This is a genomic window from Bacteroidota bacterium (genome assembly GCA_016722375.1).
Lineage (GTDB): Bacteria > Bacteroidota > Bacteroidia > Chitinophagales > LD1 > Bog-950.
The window spans coordinates 1-18072 of sequence record JADKJG010000011.1 but is presented as its reverse complement, the minus strand read 5'-3'; the positions used below and the strand labels follow the sequence as shown (position 1 = coordinate 18072).

At 42.6% G+C, this 18072-nt stretch carries 11 protein-coding genes and 2 pseudogenes; 5 read left to right on the top strand and 8 right to left on the bottom strand.

Translation table 11 applies throughout. The features are described 5' to 3' along the window. The first annotated feature begins 21 nt into the window (after nt 1-21). Nucleotides 22-699 carry a tetratricopeptide repeat protein gene (locus tag IPP77_14580; GenBank protein MBL0310841.1) on the top strand — a complete coding sequence of 226 codons (678 nt, stop codon included), beginning with the start codon at nt 22-24 and terminating at the stop codon, nt 697-699. Nucleotides 700-828: 129 nt separating this feature from the next. On the opposite strand, the gene IPP77_14575 is transcribed toward IPP77_14580, so the two are convergent. The 3 genes from IPP77_14575 to IPP77_14565 all read right to left on the bottom strand — a co-directional run bounded on the left by IPP77_14575 (nt 829) and on the right by IPP77_14565 (nt 3677). Next, nucleotides 829-1038, bottom strand: a complete 210-nt coding sequence (locus IPP77_14575; protein MBL0310840.1) for a hypothetical protein — start codon at nt 1036-1038, stop codon at nt 829-831. A gap of 424 nt (nt 1039-1462) precedes the next feature. Beyond that, nucleotides 1463-2593, bottom strand: a complete 1131-nt coding sequence (locus IPP77_14570; GenBank protein MBL0310839.1) for a glycosyltransferase — start codon at nt 2591-2593, stop codon at nt 1463-1465. Continuing rightward, a complete protein-coding gene (locus IPP77_14565) occupies nt 2574-3677 on the bottom strand; it encodes a glycosyltransferase family 4 protein (GenBank protein ID MBL0310838.1) in 1104 nt (367 codons plus the stop codon). Before IPP77_14565 ends, IPP77_14570 begins: the two co-directional genes overlap by 20 nt. Nucleotides 3678-3893: 216 nt before the next feature. Between IPP77_14565 and IPP77_14560 the strand changes: the two genes are divergently transcribed. The 3 genes from IPP77_14560 (at nt 3894) to IPP77_14550 (ending at nt 10946) form a co-directional block, all read left to right on the top strand. Beyond that, on the top strand, nt 3894-5900 hold the full coding sequence (locus IPP77_14560; GenBank protein MBL0310837.1) for a thioredoxin domain-containing protein: 2007 nt from the start codon (nt 3894-3896) through the stop codon (nt 5898-5900). A 117-nt stretch (nt 5901-6017) separates the two neighbouring features. Next, the gene (locus tag IPP77_14555) at nt 6018-8564 is read left to right on the top strand and encodes a TonB-dependent receptor (GenBank protein MBL0310836.1); all 2547 of its coding nucleotides are present in this window, start codon (nt 6018-6020) and stop codon (nt 8562-8564) included. A gap of 3 nt (nt 8565-8567) precedes the next feature. Continuing rightward, a complete protein-coding gene (locus IPP77_14550; protein ID MBL0310835.1) occupies nt 8568-10946 on the top strand; it encodes a TonB-dependent receptor in 2379 nt (792 codons plus the stop codon). 344 nt (nt 10947-11290) lie between these two features. Here the strand turns inward: IPP77_14550 and tnpA are convergent. After that, nucleotides 11291-11728: pseudogene (gene tnpA, locus IPP77_14545) on the bottom strand (IS200/IS605 family transposase). Nucleotides 11729-11982: 254 nt separating this feature from the next. On the opposite strand from tnpA, the pseudogene IPP77_14540 reads away from it, so the two are divergent. After that, nucleotides 11983-12817: pseudogene (locus IPP77_14540) on the top strand (IS5 family transposase). On the opposite strand, the gene IPP77_14535 reads toward IPP77_14540, so the two are convergent. The 4 genes from IPP77_14535 to nuoL all read right to left on the bottom strand — a co-directional run bounded on the left by IPP77_14535 (nt 12810) and on the right by nuoL (nt 17898). Beyond that, complete coding sequence (locus IPP77_14535; GenBank protein MBL0310834.1) at nt 12810-13007, bottom strand: PLDc N-terminal domain-containing protein; 198 nt, start codon at nt 13005-13007, stop codon at nt 12810-12812. The pseudogene IPP77_14540 and the gene IPP77_14535 overlap by 8 nt on opposite strands. A gap of 164 nt (nt 13008-13171) precedes the next feature. After that, nucleotides 13172-14542, bottom strand: a complete 1371-nt coding sequence (locus tag IPP77_14530) for an NADH-quinone oxidoreductase subunit N (protein ID MBL0310833.1) — start codon at nt 14540-14542, stop codon at nt 13172-13174. Continuing rightward, a complete protein-coding gene (locus IPP77_14525) occupies nt 14542-15993 on the bottom strand; it encodes an NADH-quinone oxidoreductase subunit M (GenBank protein MBL0310832.1) in 1452 nt (483 codons plus the stop codon). Before IPP77_14525 ends, IPP77_14530 begins: the two co-directional genes overlap by 1 nt. 3 nt (nt 15994-15996) lie before the next feature. Next, entirely contained in the window at nt 15997-17898 is a 1902-nt protein-coding gene (gene nuoL, locus IPP77_14520; protein ID MBL0310831.1) for an NADH-quinone oxidoreductase subunit L, read from the bottom strand. Nucleotides 17899-18072: the final 174 nt, after the last annotated feature.

Below are 18072 nucleotides of genomic sequence, written 5' to 3'. Positions count from 1 at the left end.
AAAACTTACATCAATAAAAATATGGCTGAACATAAAGATAACTTAGTTGAAAATGCTCAAAAACAACTGTTGAACATTGAAGCATTTACCGAAAAAAATCAAAAAGCGCTGATGATAGGTGGAGGGGCCATCGTCCTAATCATCGGTGGTTTGCTTTACCTTTTCATGCAATACCTTCCCGAACAAAACCTCAAGGCCCAAAAAGCCATGTACATGGCCGAATTCGCCTTTGCCAAAGACTCCTTTGATCTGGCACTCAACGGCAACGCCGCCTACAAAGGCTTCGCAAACGTGGCCGACAATTACTCCATGACCAAAGCCGGAAAACTCGCCCAATACTACGCCGGCATCAGTTGCCTCAATCTCAAAAAATTCGACGACGCCATCAAATATCTAGACAAATTCAGCACCGACGATCCCATCATCGGTGCACTGCGTCTAAACGCCCTCGGCGATGCCTATGCCGAGAAAGGACAAATGGACCAGGCTGTTAAACAATATCAAAATGCCGCCAGTTTTTCCGACAATGAAAAATACACACCCCTCTACCTCTTCAAGACCGGAGCAGCTTATGAATATCTGAAGGATTATACTCAGGCAGAAAAATACTATACCCAAGTGCGCGACCTCTATCCCAACAGCGATGAAAGCCGCGACATCGAAAAATACATCGCTCGCGCCGGTGCCGCTGCCAAATAATCTTTCCACAACTTTATATCAAAGCCCTGACCTAACCGTCAGGGCTTTTTTGTTTCCAGAAAAGTCAATAATTACGTTTAATGGATAGCTCACAGTAGGAAATTTTGATGGTTAATGAATGAATTTATTTTAATAAAGGATGTTTGTATCAAACGCTGTAGCAAATTCTTGATTTGGTGCAGCAGATTTCATATTTGGTTCACCGAAAACATAATTCGGTGCAGCAAAAAAGCAATTTGGTGCAGCGAATTTCATATTTGGTGCAGCAGAAACACCATTCGGTGCAGCAGAAACACCATTTGGTGCAGCAGAAACGTAATTTGGTGCAGCGGATTCCAAATTTGCTGGAGCAAATGCAGTACTGTCCGGTAAAAAACTAAGTCGAAGCGCTTAATAGGCACTTCGGCTTTTGTTATAGTTTTGGTTTTGCACAAATAAAACTACATGGCACAAAGTAAAAACTTTAGCGGCAAACCTATTATCAGCCAGATACTATCGTTGATACCCAGAGATTTGATTTACCGAGCAAACGAAGCACGCTGTCCGACGCTAATAGCCGCCGCGATTCACGGATCTTTTAGAACTTTTATTAGTGCTTGTTGGAAAAATATCGTGGTCTTTTATCCGACATCTGCCAAAACAAAGGGCTACTTCCAAAACTGTTTATCATTGATTCGACCACTGTCTCCCTCTTTAAAGCAATCCCAAAAGACACCAGCAAGGCGGTTGATGGCAAGAAGAGGAGAAGGCGGGCCGGAGAGTTTTAGCCGAACATTTCTTTGGCAATCTTGCTTGCCTGGCTGAGGTTGCCAAAGTCTTTTTCTAAGAGGCGCTGACGTTTTTCGATGTCATGTTCGGTAAATTCTATGTCCATCAGGTCGGTAACGAGGCGCTGGGTGGCGGTGGGGTTGTCTTCAATGATACAGAGTTTTTCAAGCCCCGTGTTGTTCACCATTTTATGATTGACCAAAACAAAGCGACCGCGATAAAGCGAGTTGAGCAGTTTGAGTTTGATGCCGGTGCTTTGGAAAGTAAAAAGCAGGTTGATATGCGCGTCGGCCATCAGTTCGGCCATTTTTTCGAAGGGTGGATTTTCAATCAACTCTACATTTGGGATGTTTTTGATTTCTTTTTTGAGCGAGGAGGTGGGTTGTTTACCGGCAATGATAAATTGATAGGGCATTCCCTCGGCAATCTTCTTGGCAATGAACATGGCAGCCTGATTGTTCTCGGCCACGCTCAAGTTCCCCTGATATAATATGTATTTCCCCTTCCCGGTTTTGCTGGTTACCTCCTGATTGTTGTGAAAGGCGGAGACGAAAAAAATGTTTTCGTAGCTGAGGCGCAGATATTCGTAGTCGCTTTTGGAAATGGCGAAAACCTTATCGGCATATTTCAGTTCTTCTTCAAATTTTCGCAGCTTTTTTGATTCATAGTAGAAATAGAATTTGATCAGATAGTTGCGCTCTGATTCTTTGAGGCTGCGGTAATAGTCCCACTCTACGTTGTGCATGCGTACTCCCTTCATTTTTCCTTTCAACCCGGGATGATTGAGATACAGGCAGGTGTGCATGCCTTCAAACAAGATGGGGTATTCGTCGGCGGTGAGGTTGGTGAGCAAATCGTCGCTCTTCCGCGAACCTACAATGTAAGGCACGCTGCTGTAAATTGCCTGATAAAACTTTTTACTGGGATAATAATGTACGGATTGGCAGAGGTCGTTCAGTTCCTTGCTTTCTTCTCTTCCATAGGCGAAGCAGTGGAGGTGAATCTTGATGCCTAAATCGTGGAGCGCCTTGATTTTGTAGAACACGTCTATCACACCGCCATAATCGGGCGGGTAGGGCACATTGAAGGAGATGATGTGGAGGTGTTTACCGGAATAGGGCTGCATAGTGGTTCAACAGTTTGGTGGATTCTTCCTGCCAATTATAAACTCGGCTGCAAGTTTCACAATTTCTTTTTAAGCGAACGAATAAGTCAGGGTTATCTTGCAAACGTTGTACTGCTTTAACTATTTCATCGGGCGAATCATCTTGAATCAAAAGGGCGACGTTATATTGTTCATTTATCTTCTGGTATTCGGGATAAGTGGTGCAAACCTGTGGAAGGCCCGCGTGGATGTAGTTAAAGAACTTGTTGCCGAGCGAATGATAGTAGCTCAATCCTTTGTTGAGCGAAACATGGATGCCGATATCGGCCGTTTCGGTCACCTTTGCCAAATGATCGGGCAAAAGCCAGCCCGTAAACTCTACTTTCTGTTCCAGGTTTTGTTCTCGAACCAGTTGCCTCAGTTCTTCCGACAAATCTCCTTCGCCGGCCAACAACAGTTTGGCATCTATTGATTTCATGGCTTCAATCATCTGTTCCAAACCTCTGCCTTCGTTCAAGGTACCTTGATAGATGAGCGTGGCAGGACGGTGGGCAGACTCTTTCTTTTCTTTTTCTTCCAGCAACGGAACATTGAGTATGACATGAACGGGCTGTCCATACCGGGTCGAAAAGATGTTTGCCAACCCGGGCGAAACGGTGTAAATCAGATCAAAACCGGGAACAAAGGTCCGGTCAATCCACTCCCATATTTTCTTTATTAAAGGTCGCCGAACTACTTCGGGGGTTTCGCTAAAATATTCGTGCGCATCAAATATTAGCTTGGCTCCTTTCAGCCTGCCGATGATGGACACCGGCATGACGGTATCGAGGTCCACCGCACAAATGGCATCAAAATTCATGGAGGCAAGATGAAAAAGCAAGCGAAGGTTATACTCCAAATAAAAAAATTTGCCCTTGTTGAAAAAACATTTAAGCCGCGTTTGGCGATAAGGCTCGATTGAGATGGGCATGGAGATGTCTCTTTTCCTTCCAATAAGTTCGACATCATATCCCGCTTGAGCCAAACTGCGGCAAACCTTCTGCATGCGCTGGTCGTAGGTCAGGTCATTGGTAACCGTTAAGAGGATGCGTTTGGCAGGTTCCATCTTTTTCTAAAATCCTGCCGAAAGTAAATTATTTTGAAAAGGGTAGCATCACTTGGCGTTCGCCAAGCGCATTGCGAAAAGATAATTTGCAAAATCATTTTCACGACAAACCACTGCCTAAGAGTTTTGTAACTTGCCGCGGCAATGAATATCTTCCTAAAAGCAAGCGCAGCGGTCTTACTGCTGGCTCATCTTTATTCCTGTAATTCGCAATCCATGACAAAACATCCTTTTACTAACGAACTGATTCATGAAACCAGTCCCTACCTGTTGCAACATGCCCATAATCCGGTGGATTGGATGCCTTGGAATGAACAAACGCTTCAAAAGGCAAAGAACGAAAACAAGCTCCTGATTATTTCGATTGGTTATTCGGCGTGCCATTGGTGCCATGTAATGGAACATGAAAGTTTTGAAGACACGACGGTGGCCAAATTGATGAATGAGCATTTTGTTTCGATCAAAGTAGATCGCGAAGAAAGGCCGGATGTAGATCAAATTTATATGGATGCCGCTCAACTGCTGACCGGCGGCGGCGGATGGCCGCTTAACGCCATTGCATTGCCAGACGGGCGACCGATTTATGCCGGCACTTATTTCCCCAATGAAAAATGGAAACAAGTATTGCATTACTTCGCCGATTATTGGCAGAATAAAAGAGGAGAAGCCCTGCAACGCGCTGAACAAATTACACAAGGCATTAAAGGGATGGATGGCTTTGCATTAGATTCAAACACACCGGCTATTTTTTCACCCAACGATCGGTCTATGATTTTTGATCGCCTCGATGCAGGAATGGATTATGATTTGGGTGGAAGGAAAGGGGCGCCCAAGTTTCCCATGCCAATTACCTATCAATATCTACTGCAGAATTATTACTACACTGGTAATCCCAAAGCGTTGAAAGCAGTCACTGCCACGCTGGACGGCATGATGAATGGTGGAATTTATGACCAGTTGGGGGGTGGCTTCGCCCGCTATTCGGTTGATGAACGGTGGGAGATTCCACATTTTGAGAAGATGTTGTACGACAACGCACAACTCGTTTCTCTTTATGCCGAAGCTTATCGGCTAACTAAAAATGAGCGCTATAAAGAAGTAGTTTATGAAACGTTGGATTTTGTTGAGCGTGAATTAAGCGATAGCTCCGGCGGCTTTTATTCTGCCCTCGATGCCGACAGCGAAGGAGAAGAAGGCAAGTTCTATGTTTGGAGCTATGAGGAGTTAAAACAAATACTGGGCATTGATTTTGAGGATTTCAAGAAGGTGTTTAGGATTTCGCCGGGAGGAAATTTTGAAGGCAGGAAGAATAACTTGGTGAGGATAGAAAACAGTGAACTGAAACCGGAGATCGTAGCTCAGAACCTAAAGAAATGGAAGGAAAAGCTTTTGAAGGAAAGAGGAAAACGAATCCGTCCGGCATTGGATGATAAAATATTGACTTCATGGAACGCCCTGATGCTGATGGGTTATACGAATGCCTACGAATCTTTTAGTGACCAAAAGTTTCTTGACCGCGCTTTGGTTCTGGCCTCATTTCTTCGCGATAAGATGCTACAGCCGGATGGCAGTATCCGTAGAAATTACAAGAACGGCAAAACGAGTATCAATGGATTTCTGGATGATTATAGTTTCACAATTCAGGCATTTATTGCTTTGTATGAAGTTACCTTTGACGAGCAATGGCTGTTGCTGGCAAATGAAATGAGCGAATATGTGATTCAGCATTTCTATAATATTCAAACCGGATTGTTCTTTTATACTTCCATCAGCGATGCGCCACTTATTGCCCGAAAAACAGAGACTTCCGACAACGTGATTCCGGCTTCTAATTCTTCTATGGCAAATGCGCTCTATCGCCTCGGCCTGATTGATGACCGAGAGGATTATATCCAAAAAGCTGAAAAGGCCATATCTAAAGTAAAGGATAATATGCTCACGCATCCTGCTTATTATGCCAACTGGGCTATACTGATGGATTATTTGATGGAGGAACCTTTTGAAGTTGCTATTGTAGGAAAGGATGCAAAGGAATTGAAACAAACTTTGCAACAACATTTTTTGCCTCATGCTGTTTTTCTGGGAAGTACCTCTCAAAGCAACCTTCCCTTATTGAAAGACAAAATGAAAAACGACGGCACCTACATTTATGTTTGTCGAAACAAAACGTGCAAACTACCGGTAAAAACAGTCGAAGAAGCTCTCGTGCAGATGAAGAAGTAATGTTGTTCTTCTCACCGCCTATTAAACAAGGCAAAAACCTTATCTACATTTTCCAACAATTCGTTTGGAGACGAGTAATGAAAAAAATTAGTTTTGCCTGAACCAAAAAAAGCGTGCATGATTTTCAGGCTTTACTCCCTTGCCTTCCTGCTATTTTTCAGTTTTCAAATTCAAGGCCAGACCGCCCGTCTATTCGGAAAGGTTACGGATGAACTACAAGTACCATTAGTCAGTGCCAATATAGTAGTGGATGTATCTAAGGGTATTGCCACGGTAACTGATTTTGACGGGAAATATGAAGTGGGTCTTCCAGCGGGCACTTACCAAGTTCTCTATGCTTATTTAGGACGTGTGGAACAAAGAATGACTATTACGCTGGTTGCCGGAGAAGACAAGGAGTTCAATGTCGTACTGACTAAAAAGCAGCAAATGATGGATGCGGTGGTAGTGACCGGCAGCAAATACGAAAAGAGGTTAGGTGAAGAAACAGTTTCTTTGGAGGTGATGAAGGGTAATCACCTGACCGAGCAAAACATCACGTCGCTAGATCAAGGAATGACCCGCATACCGGGAGTTACCATAGCCGATGGGCAAGTGAATATCCGCGGTGGCTCTGGCTGGAGTTATGGAGCTGGTTCGCGCGTTCAGGTAATGATGGATAATCTTCCCCTTCTAAGCGCCGATGCCGGAGATGCCAAGTGGGCAATCGTTCCGATGGAGAATGTAGAGCAGATAGAAGTGATTAAAGGAGCGGCTTCTGCGCTCTATGGTTCCGGCGCGCTGAATGGCATTGTCAATATACGTACAGCCTATCCTACGGATGAACCCTACGCACGGGTATCGGTTTACAGCGGCCTCTATGAAGGTCCGGTCAAAACTCCTAGCATGAAATGGTGGGGCAACAACAATCCGATGATGGGGGGGGTAAACTTTGCTTATCGTCAGAAGTTTGGTGTTCACGATTTGGTATTGGGCGGAGCAATGGATGCATCTACCGGTTATCTGGACTCCAGTGATACCCATACCGTTCGGGGCACCATCAAGTATCGCCTCCGTTTCAAAAAGATAGCAGGTCTCAGTATAGGAATAACTGCTAGCGGATATTATAGTTGGGGGAAAGCATTCTTCTTCTGGAATGGGGTTGATTCCAACGCATACAAACCTTATCCTAGTACGGTGACGATTTATAAAAACAATCGTTTTACACTGGATCCATTCTTAGAATACTCAGACAAAAAGAATAATCACTTAAGGGTAAGCGGCCGGTATTTCAATGCTACTAATCACAATTCTACCGGACAAGGCTCCGTTCCGAATCGTTACTATTCAGAAGTCCAATACCGACACCGGTTTGACAAGCGTAGATTTCAGTCTAATCTTATTGTAGGCGTTGTCAATACTTTCGACGATGTGCGTCCGCCAAAAAGCGCGATCAGCAGCCTGTTTGGCAAAAACACAAGCTACAACTTCTCCGCCTATGTTCAAGCAGATTTTAAATTCTTTAACCGGCTAAGTATCTCACTAGGTGCACGTTGGGATTATTTCGATATGAAACATTATGTGCTCGATTCTACCGCTCCCGGTATTTATTTTAATCGTTTAGAACTTCGCCAGAATTCTTTAAAGGAATTAACTTATCCTTTAGCTCGTGTCGGGATTAACTACCAACCCGCAGAAGCCACTTTTATCCGCGCTTCGTTTGGCCAGGGTTTCCGCTATCCCACTATAGCAGAACGATATGTCAGCACCAATGTCGGTATTCTTTCCATTGCTTCTAATCCAAAACTGCAACCGGAGAAAGGTTACAGCGCCGAGTTAGGTATCCGTCAGGGATACAAAGCAGGTAAAGCTTGGACTGGCTTTATAGATGCTTCCGGTTTCTGGAACCAGTATGACAATATGATGGAGTTTACTTTTGGACAATTCGGCGATACCTCCAAGTGGACTGATTTTAGCTCCAACTTCGGCCTTGGGTTTTCTTCCCAAAACATAGGCAAGACAAGGATAGTTGGAGGCGAACTGGTATGGGTCAACGAATTTGTTATGGGAAAGGCAAAGTTACAATTGATGGCAGGATATACTTATATAGATCCGCGCTCGTTGAATTGGGACGATCAGTTGACCTTATTCAATTACCAAGGCGTTCCTCTGCCCTTGAGTAGTTCTGCTCTTCCCGGAGTTGATTATTATAATCAGAGCAATAACCCAGACTCAAAACCCTATCTAACATACGGACAGACCTCTTCCTCCTCAAAAAATGTACTAAAGTACCGTCAACGTCATAATGTAAAATTCGATATGACCTTGAGTGTTGTAGGCTTGGAGTGGAATACTAATATTCAGTACACCAGCTATATGGAGAACATTGATTACGCATTTGTCGGAGGTGTTTTCACAACGCTTGACAATTTAAAAGGCACTAGTGCATTTACGGGTTTGCAGCAATATCGAAATGAGAAGGAAGCAATCCCTTATGGTAAAGGGAAAGGAGATGTAATTTTGAATATGCACTTAGCGTATAATTTTAAAGCAGGTATTCGCGTGGCGTTTTTAGTAAAGAATTTATTGAATTGGGAATACACTCCGCGTCCTGCCTATATGGAAGCCCCCAGAAATTATACCGTTCAATTAAGTTATGTTCTTCCAGTTGCCCGCAAAAAGTAAAGTATGAGATATCTACCCCATTTTCTAACAAGTGTCGGATTGATGGTGGCACTTGTATCCCTATCACAGTCTGCCAGAATTTATGGTACCGTAACGGATGAAAAAGACAACAGTCCGATATTCGGCGTGGCCATTCAAGTTAAAGGCACTACCAATGGCACCCAAACCGACGTGGATGGAAAATATGAATTAAAGGTGGAGCAGGGAACTCACATGCTTCAACTCAGTTATGTTGGCTATTCTAAAAGAAGCATTCCAGTCACGATGCTGTCAGTAAAGGAGAAAAGACAGGACATCAAAATGGCAGCAGAGGCGAATGAGTTGGATATGGTTGTCGTGACCGGTACAAAATATGAAAAAGTATTGGGCGAAGAAGTAGTTTCTATGGAAATACTGAAGGCATCGGTCATTAATCAGAATAGCGCCAGGATGGATGAGGCTATGCAGAAAGTGCCCGGTGTGAATATGTTGGGCAAAACAATTTCTATCCGCGGAGGCAGCGGTTTCAGCGATGTGACTGGCAACCGGGTAATGGTTTTGTTAGATGAAATGCCGGTGATCGGCCCTGAAAATGGAGGCATTATCTGGGATATGATTCCTATCGAAGCATTAGAACAGATAGAAGTGATTAAAGGTTGCGCCTCTGCGTTTTATGGCTCCTCTGCTTTAAATGGCGTAATAAATATGCGCACCGTGAACCCCAAACCAGAAATGGTTAATAAGGTTCTAATTAATTATGGGTTCTATGGTCAGCCACGTCAACGCACTTGGAACCAAGGGTGGAAAAAAGGTGTGATTAAAAAAAACGGCGATACTGTTAGCCGAATCAGCCGCCCTATGTTTGGCGGCGCACAAATCATGCACGCCAAACAATATGGAGATTTTGGCGTGGTTTTAGCTGGTGGATATCAGCAAGACCAGGGATTTCGCATGAATAACGACTATAAGCAGGCTCGGCTCACTTCCAAACTTCGTTATACACCCCACAAACTACCCAACCTCACCGTGGGTCTTAATATGAACTTGTATCATCAAACATCAAAAGACTTTTTCGCCTCCAAGGGAGTGGCTACGCTCACCTATGTCCCTATAGATTTTACTCAGACAAAAGAACGCACGCTCATCTTTGATCCTTATGTAAATCTATATGACAAAAAAGACAACAGGCACAGCCTCAAGTTCCGATATTACAACACGCTGCGCTACTCCACAACGGGAGATAGTTCACTCGCACATCAGTTTTACTATGACTATACCTACCTCCGCAAATTCAAAAAATACGACCTCATTCTTACGGCCGGAAGTAATGGATATTATTCACTCATAGAAGGGAAAACCTTTGGTGAATTGACTTCCAACATTCGCAACATTAAATACTTCAACACACGCGACGTCATGAACTTTTCTGCTTTTGTGCAGGTAGAAAAGAAGTTCTTCAAACGCCTGACGGTTTCTGCTGGTCTTCGCTTGGAATATGCGCGCCTGTCCGGTCATACCATACAAAATCGTTTGCCTTTCATCAATTTATTGCACCATCTTCGGAATAAAGAAACAGATATCCAATCACCCGTCACTCCACTTTTCAGGTGTGGACTCAATTACCAAGCTACACAAGGTACATTTCTTAGAGCCTCGTTTGGGCAAGGGTTCCGCTTCCCTTCTTTAGCCGAAAAGTACGTCTATACCATTCGCAGTTTTGCACAAGCCTTTCCTAACGACTCTCTTCGGCCCGAAAATGGGTGGAGCGCAGAAATCGGGATAAAACAAGCCGTTAAGGTGAGTAACTGGATTGCCTATTTCGATTTGAGCGGCTATGTGATGCGTTATCACGATATGATTGAGTTCCAGGTATATGAAAACTATCCCGACAGCTTTCAACTATATGGAGTTCCATTTCGCGCCGTTAATATTGTAAACACCGTTATAGCCGGGGCTGAGATTTCAGCAGTTGCAAATGGTAAGATATTTGGTGTTCCACTCAACTTTTTGATTGGTTACTCTTATCTGTATCCACGAAATTTAGACTATAACCCTGCTGATGCAAATAGTACCAAACTACTTAAATATCGCGTACAACATTCGGCTAAAGCAGATTTACAAGTGACTTACAAAGGAGTCATACTCGGTGTCAGTGCCTTCTATAACAGCTTTATTAAAGAAGTAGATAACCTCAGCGTCGGAGCCTTGCCTGTCGTGACTAAGTTCCGCGCCACACATAACAAAGGAGATTTTGTGATGAGCCTTCGCGCCGGTTATAATTACAAAGATAAAGTGTCCTTCACTTTCATTTGCAAGAATGTCTTGAATACTGAATATACCCTTCGTCCGGCATTAATAGAAGCACCTAGAAATTTCACCTTTCAAGTGGGGTATAATTTTTAAGTATTTTCTAGTTGGATAAAATGAACTTTATCTGTGTATCAAGCACTCAGTTTTGTAACCAGGAGGTTGGCAAATCCAATATTAAATCTCTGTTTTAATTCTGTGTTGTCAAATAAAAAACAGAGGGGAGGCAAAAAGTCGCTACTTTTTTATAGTTTGGAAGTTACCATACTTTTAAAACTATTAACTTTTCAACTCGGTGGTTCTGGTGGTCAAACCAGAACGAAAAGGGGGAGATAAAGTAACCCGAAATCAAGTGGTCCACTCGTCAAATTTACAAGTAAAATCTACTAACTAAAATACTATGCACTAAAAGCGCATAGGTTTGGGGATGGAATAAATCCCTACTCCAGTATGAAATTATCGCCTTCATCGTTTGCCGCACTTTTGTGATGTTCCAAATATTGCTGCACCATATCTTCCGTAATGTTACCACTATTCCAACATCCATACCCTACTGCCCAAAAATGTCGCCCCCAATACTTCTTCTTCAACTCAGGAAATTCATCCTGTATTCTTCTTGATGTACGACCTTTCAGCATCTTTACTATATCACTTACGCTTAACTTTGGAGGATATTCAATGTGTATATGGATATGGTCTTTGCTCACCACTCCTTTTAATATCCTTACGTCCAACGCATCGCATATTTGTTTTATCAAATCCCTTCATCGCTTTTGAATATCTCCCTGCAATACATGATACCGATATTCTGTAATCCATACTATATGGACATTTAAGCGACCGGTCGAATGCCCCTCTTGCCTGTTCTCTACTCCCATTAAGCAGATTTACCAAAAATGTGTAGCACTAAAGGCACTGCCCTGAAAGTGCAGGGTCTTAACCTTGCCTAGGACCAATAAAATTTCGAGCCTTCCGGATTAGTCAAATTATTTAATCCAAAGTTTTCTCCCAACAAACGAATAGAGAATAGACTTCTTTCCAAAATGGGTTTATTCTAAAAATAAGTACACTAGACTATGTGTTCTGTTGATTGAATTGTGGAAAAACAGAAGTTTGATAATTTCTTTGCTTCATGCGATGGACAATTATTCAAAAACAGCCAAAGGCACAGTTTAAACGTAGTACAGGAGTCACCTGAGAGGTGTTTCATCTGATGGTGCAGGCTCTAGAAGAGGCAATGCAAAAGCAAGAAAGCACCCAAGCCGTGGAGTGGCTTCCAAATTAAGTTTAGAGGACAAGGTTTTGATGCTCCTGATGTATTACAGGGAGTATCGAACGATGTTCCATATTGGCGTTACCTATGACATTAGTGAATCGGCGGTTTGCAAAATAATTATGGATACGGAGCATAAGCTCATCAACGATCCCCGGTTTCATTTGCCTGGCAAAAAGGTACTTACCTGTCCGGAAAATAAGTTTGAGCTAGTCTGGATAGATGTGACGGAAACCCCCTATTGAGCGACCTAAAAAAACAGCGGCGTTATTACTCAGGTAAAAAGAAAAGACACACCTTAAAATCACAGATAATAGCAGACCAAAATACCCGACAGATTGTTTGCACCGAAGTGGGAAATGGACGCAAGCATGATTACAAGCTGTATAAACAAAGCCAAACACCCATCCATCCCACCATAACCGCAGAAGTAGATACCGGATACCAAGGATTACAAAAGGCACATCCCAATACCGAAATACCAAAGAAAAGAAGCAAGAAAAATCCGCTTACCAAAACAGATAAACAAAGAAACCAACGGATATCCTCCAGCAGGGTGGCTATCGAGAATATCATCCGAAAACTCAAAATATTCAGAATACTGGCTGAAAAATATCGAAACAGAAGAAGAAGGTTCAAATTGCGGCTCAACCTAATCGCGGCTATTGCTAACTTACTAACTAAGCCTATTTGATTTTGGAAAGAGGTCTAATAGCGCCTAACAAAGCAAGAAATATCATGACCACCAGCCAACCTAATTTATCATTACCATTAAAACTTTGTTGAATGATGCCGAGAATTGTCCAAAGCCAAACTAGAAACATTACAATGCCAATCAGAATAAAGTAAAAAATAATTGCGGCAATGTTTAAGGAAAAAATCATCAAGTTTCCCTCTGCAATTGAACATAAATATAGCCAAAATTAGGATTCATTTCGCTTAGCTCATGCACAAGGAGGCGACAAAGTATATATAAAAGTAGTCAGCCCAGCTTCGTTCCTTTTTTCACGCTTATTGGCCCGCAAGAAAAATAAGGAGACAAAGATTATTAAATCAGACTCAATATGACCGAAGGGAAGATGCCAAACAAAATCACTAGCAGGGCGCAGAAACCAATGATAATCAGGTAGGAAGCCGGGACCCGAATAGTACTACCATTATCGCCTTCAGTAAACATGGCTATCATTACTTTGAAATAATAATACACGCCTACCATTGAATTGATAATGGCTATGATGGTTAAGATGATATGACCGTTGCGGATAGCCTCGCTGAAGATATAGTACTTTCCGAAAAAGCCAGCAAGCGGCGGGATACCTGCCATGGACAATATGGAGATGGTGAGCGCCACGGCGAGAAAAGGATTTTTCTTTCCTAAACCATTAAACGAATCTATGTTATCAGAACCCGTACTTTCAGCAACCACTATGGCGGTGGCAAACGCGGCTATGGAAGCAATACCATAAGCTACGGCATAATAGAAAATAGATTCGTCGGTCTTGCCGGAAAGACTGATAATACCCAACATCATATAACCGGCATGTGAAATTCCGGAATAAGCCAAGAGTCTTTTGAAAGAGTTTTGATGCAACGCCGTGAAATTCCCTACAATCATCGTAAGCGCAGTAATGATGGAAAGCGCGAGTCCATAAAGAGGAAGTGTGGTAGAGAAACATTCGCTAAATAGACGATAGAACCCCGCAAAAGCGGCAATTTTGGTAACAGATACCATCATAATAGTGACGAGGGTGGGTGAACCATCGTAAACATCGGGTGCCCAGAAGTGAAAAGGTACTGCCGATACTTTAAAAAGCATGGCGACCAAAATCATTCCTGCACCGATATAGAAAAGAATAGAGGGCATGGTGTTGTGTACATAATTTCCTATCCGGGCAATGTCGAAACTTCCGGTTTCTCCATAGATCAGCGCAATGCCAAACAAAAGTACCCCAGAAGCAAAACTTCCCATCAGGAAGTATTTCATACCCGCTTCATTCGAACGGATATCTTTACGCTTGCTACCTGCCAGAATATAAAGCGAAATAGAAAGCACTTCCAAGCCAAGAAAGAACATAGCCATATTGCCGAAGGAAACCATAGCTATGGCACCACTTAAGGTAAATACAAGAATGGAGACATAGTCTGATATTTTGGATGCTTCATTTCTAAAAAAATCATTCGCCAAAACCAAGATCAGAATAGTTAGAAAAATCAACAAGGAGGAAAAAGCCTCAGAGAAATTATCAGACAACACCATGTTGTGATAGAAACTCTGGTTGAGCCCCCAAGTCTGAATATTCATGCCTAAGATGGCTAACAAACCCACAACGGCAAATGGCAATACCAATTTGCGTTGGTTCAGCATTTCCACTACCAAACAACCAACTCCAAGAAGAGAAGTATAAATTAGGGTATTCATTATCTCAGGGCGTGGTTCAGGATATTATCTAATGAGGGTTGCATAAACGTCATCAGCATTTTAGGAAACAATCCAATTTCAAAAATTCCAACGATAATCAAGACAAATACAATGATTTCACCTACACTTAAGTCAGCAAAGAATTCGGTCGTAGTATTGGTTTCACCCAACATTACTTTTTGATACATCCGCAACATATACACCGCCCCCAAAATAATTGTAAACCCGGCAATGCCAGCTAGCCACATATTGTATTTAAACGTTCCGAAAAGGAGCAGAAACTCACCGATAAAAGCATTCGTACCCGGTAAAGCCACACTTGCCAACACGACAATAAAAAAGCAAGTGGCAAAAACAGGCGCTACATTACGAATGCCCCCCAACTGGGCTATGCTGTTAGTCCCGGTTCTTCTATAGATAATCTCTGCGGCGAAAAACAAACCAACCACATTGAATCCGTGAGCAAACATCTGTACCGCTGCTCCCTGAAATCCTTCGCTCGTAAGTGTAAAAATACCGACAGCAATCAGGCCTACGTGGGCAAATGAAGAATAGGCTAATAGTTTCTTTAAATTGTCCTGCCTCAATGCTATGACCGAACCGTAGATTACCCCAATAGCGCTTAATACAATTACCAATGGAGTCCATTCTATCACGCCATGAGGTACAATAGGCAATAGCCAACGAAGCAAACCATAAGTACCCATCTTCAGCATAATGCCAGCCAACAACATGGTTCCCGCAGAAGGCGCCTCTTTATAGGTAACTGGCTGCCAAGTGTGAAGAGGGAAAATCGGAATCTTGACAGCAAAGGCTACAAAGAAAGCCCAGAACAAGAGCGATTGCTCTTTGTCCGTCAAGGAAAGCGCATAAAATTTATTCAGATCGAAACTTCCAGCCTGCTGATACAGATAAATAAGAGCAATCAGCATGAACAGCGAACCCGAAAGTGTATACACAAAAAACTTGAATATGGCTCGGTTACGGAATGCCTTATCTTTTCCTTCACCCCAAAGCAAGGCAATAAAATAAATTGGAATCAAGGCTAATTCCCAAAATACATAGAAGAGAAATCCATCCGAAGCAAGGAAAACACCCAGAAGCCCAAACTCCATCAGCAGGATTAATGAATAAAATGCCTTCGCATTCTCAACTTCCTTTTTGTAAGTCGTAAAGATGATGAGCGGCACCAAAAAGGTAGTTAGTGCTACGAGCATAAAACTCAGCCCATCAAGCATCAATGAAAAGTTAATCAAAGGGTTAGCAATCCATTCATGCGAATAAGTAATCGCTGCGTAACCTCCATCCTCAAAGACCGGCTTCAGGAAGTTACAGGAAAAGAAAGTAAGAATAGCTCCGCCCAATGCTACATGTTTTGCAAAGCGGTTTCCCGATAGGAGAACCAATAAGGCAAACAGCAAGGGTGAAAACAATAGAATTAATAGCAACATCAATTACTTACTTATAGAAACCCAGAAAAAGATCAAAACAATAGATATTACCATTGCGAAAAGATAGAAGCCAATAGAGCCAGTTTGAATCCTGCGTACCTGCCCGCCAATATTCATAGATAATTTTCCACTCAGATTAACAAAACCATCAATCAAGCCGCGGTCTATCCAATCATGAACCAATTCCGACATCAGCATCAAAGGTTTAATAATAACTTGATCGTAGATTTCATCAATATAGTATTTGTGGTAAATCACCTTACCCAAGCCTTGCTCCTCTCCTTCCTTGGCAGGAAGATTATTCCTTGATACATACTTCATATAAGCATAAGCGATTGAAAGCACAGCACCTACAAAAGCACCTGCCATCAGTGCCATCTCTGTGGAATGAGAAAGTGCCTGTCCAAATTCTGCATGAGGATTTGGAACAAAGACAGGAGCTAGAAAATCCTTCATCCAATGATGAAAACCGAGAAACTCCGGCAAGCCCATCAATCCACCAACTGCAGCAAGAGCCGAAAGAACAATTAGTGGAATTGTAATCAACCAAGACGACTCATGCAAATGACTTTTTTGTTCTTGCGTTCCTCTAAAGTTGCCCGTAAAGGTCAGAAACACCAACCGGAACATATAGAACGCAGTCAGCAGTGAAGCTACGGAACCGACAACCCACAAAACCTTGCCGTGCTCAAACGAGGCCGCTAAGATTTCATCTTTAGAAAAGAAACCAGAGAAAGGAAATATCCCCGATATGGCTAACGAGGAAATCAGGAAAGTCCAGAAGGTTAGAGGCATCCACTTCTTTAAGCCGCCCATATTTCGTATATCCTGTTCTCCATGCATCGCGTGAATCACCGAACCAGCACCGAGGAACAAACAAGCTTTAAAGAAAGCGTGGGTAACTACGTGAAATACTCCAGAGGTAAAAGCCCCTACCCCCAAAGCCAGAAACATCAAACCCAGTTGGGAAACTGTAGAATATGCCAGAACCTTCTTGATGTCATTTTGAAGCACACCAATCGTAGCGGCAAACAGGGCGGTCGCGGCACCAATAGCCGCAACCAATTGCATGGTTTCAGGAGCAAGTATATAAATAAAGTTTGCGCGAGCTATCATATAGATACCAGCGGTAACCATCGTCGCTGCGTGGATTAGAGCCGACACCGGCGTTGGACCCGCCATGGCATCAGGAAGCCAAGTGTATAAAGGTAGCTGAGCTGACTTTCCAATAGCCCCAATAAAAAGAAACAGCGTAATCATTACTAAAACACTGTGAGAAACTGAAACTGATGACAGAGCAAGTTGCAAGGTTCCAAAGTGTAATGTTTTGAAATAAAATAACAACAGGAACATGCCAATCAAAAAGCCCAAATCGCCAATACGATTCATTATAAAAGCCTTTTTTGCCGCGTTATTATACGCCTGATTCTTAAACCAGAAACCAATCAATAAATACGAACAAAGTCCCACGCCTTCCCAACCAATATACATCACCAGGAAGTTATTGCCCAGTACAAGAAGCAGCATGAAGAAAATGAATAGATTCAGATAAGAGAAGAAGACGTGAAACTTCTCATCATCGTGCATGTAGCCAATCGAGTACAGATGAATCAGGAAACCCACACCGGTAACTACCATCAGCCAGATAACCGATAGTTGATCCAGCAATAACCCAAAAGAGATATTAAATCCTGAAAACGAAATCCAATCGTACACATCCTGATCTAGTTTATGTTGGCTTCCATTCAAAAAGCCTATGAAAAGCATACACGACAGAACAAAAGAAATGAAGATCGTCCCCGAACCGATAATGCCCGAAACAGTTTTAGGCAAGCTCTTTCCTACGAAACCATTTATCAGAAAACCGATAAGCGGCAATAAAATTATGAGGTATAGTTCAATCACTTTTTCTTTTTGGATATCTAGAGAATAGAAATCAGATGTCAGACAATTCTGAGTTCTATACCCTGTATTCTATTTTCTCCTACCATTTCAAATTTTTCAATTCATCAATATCCACCGAATGAACATTTCTGAATATCGTCACTAATATCGCTAGGCCTACCGCCACCTCGGCAG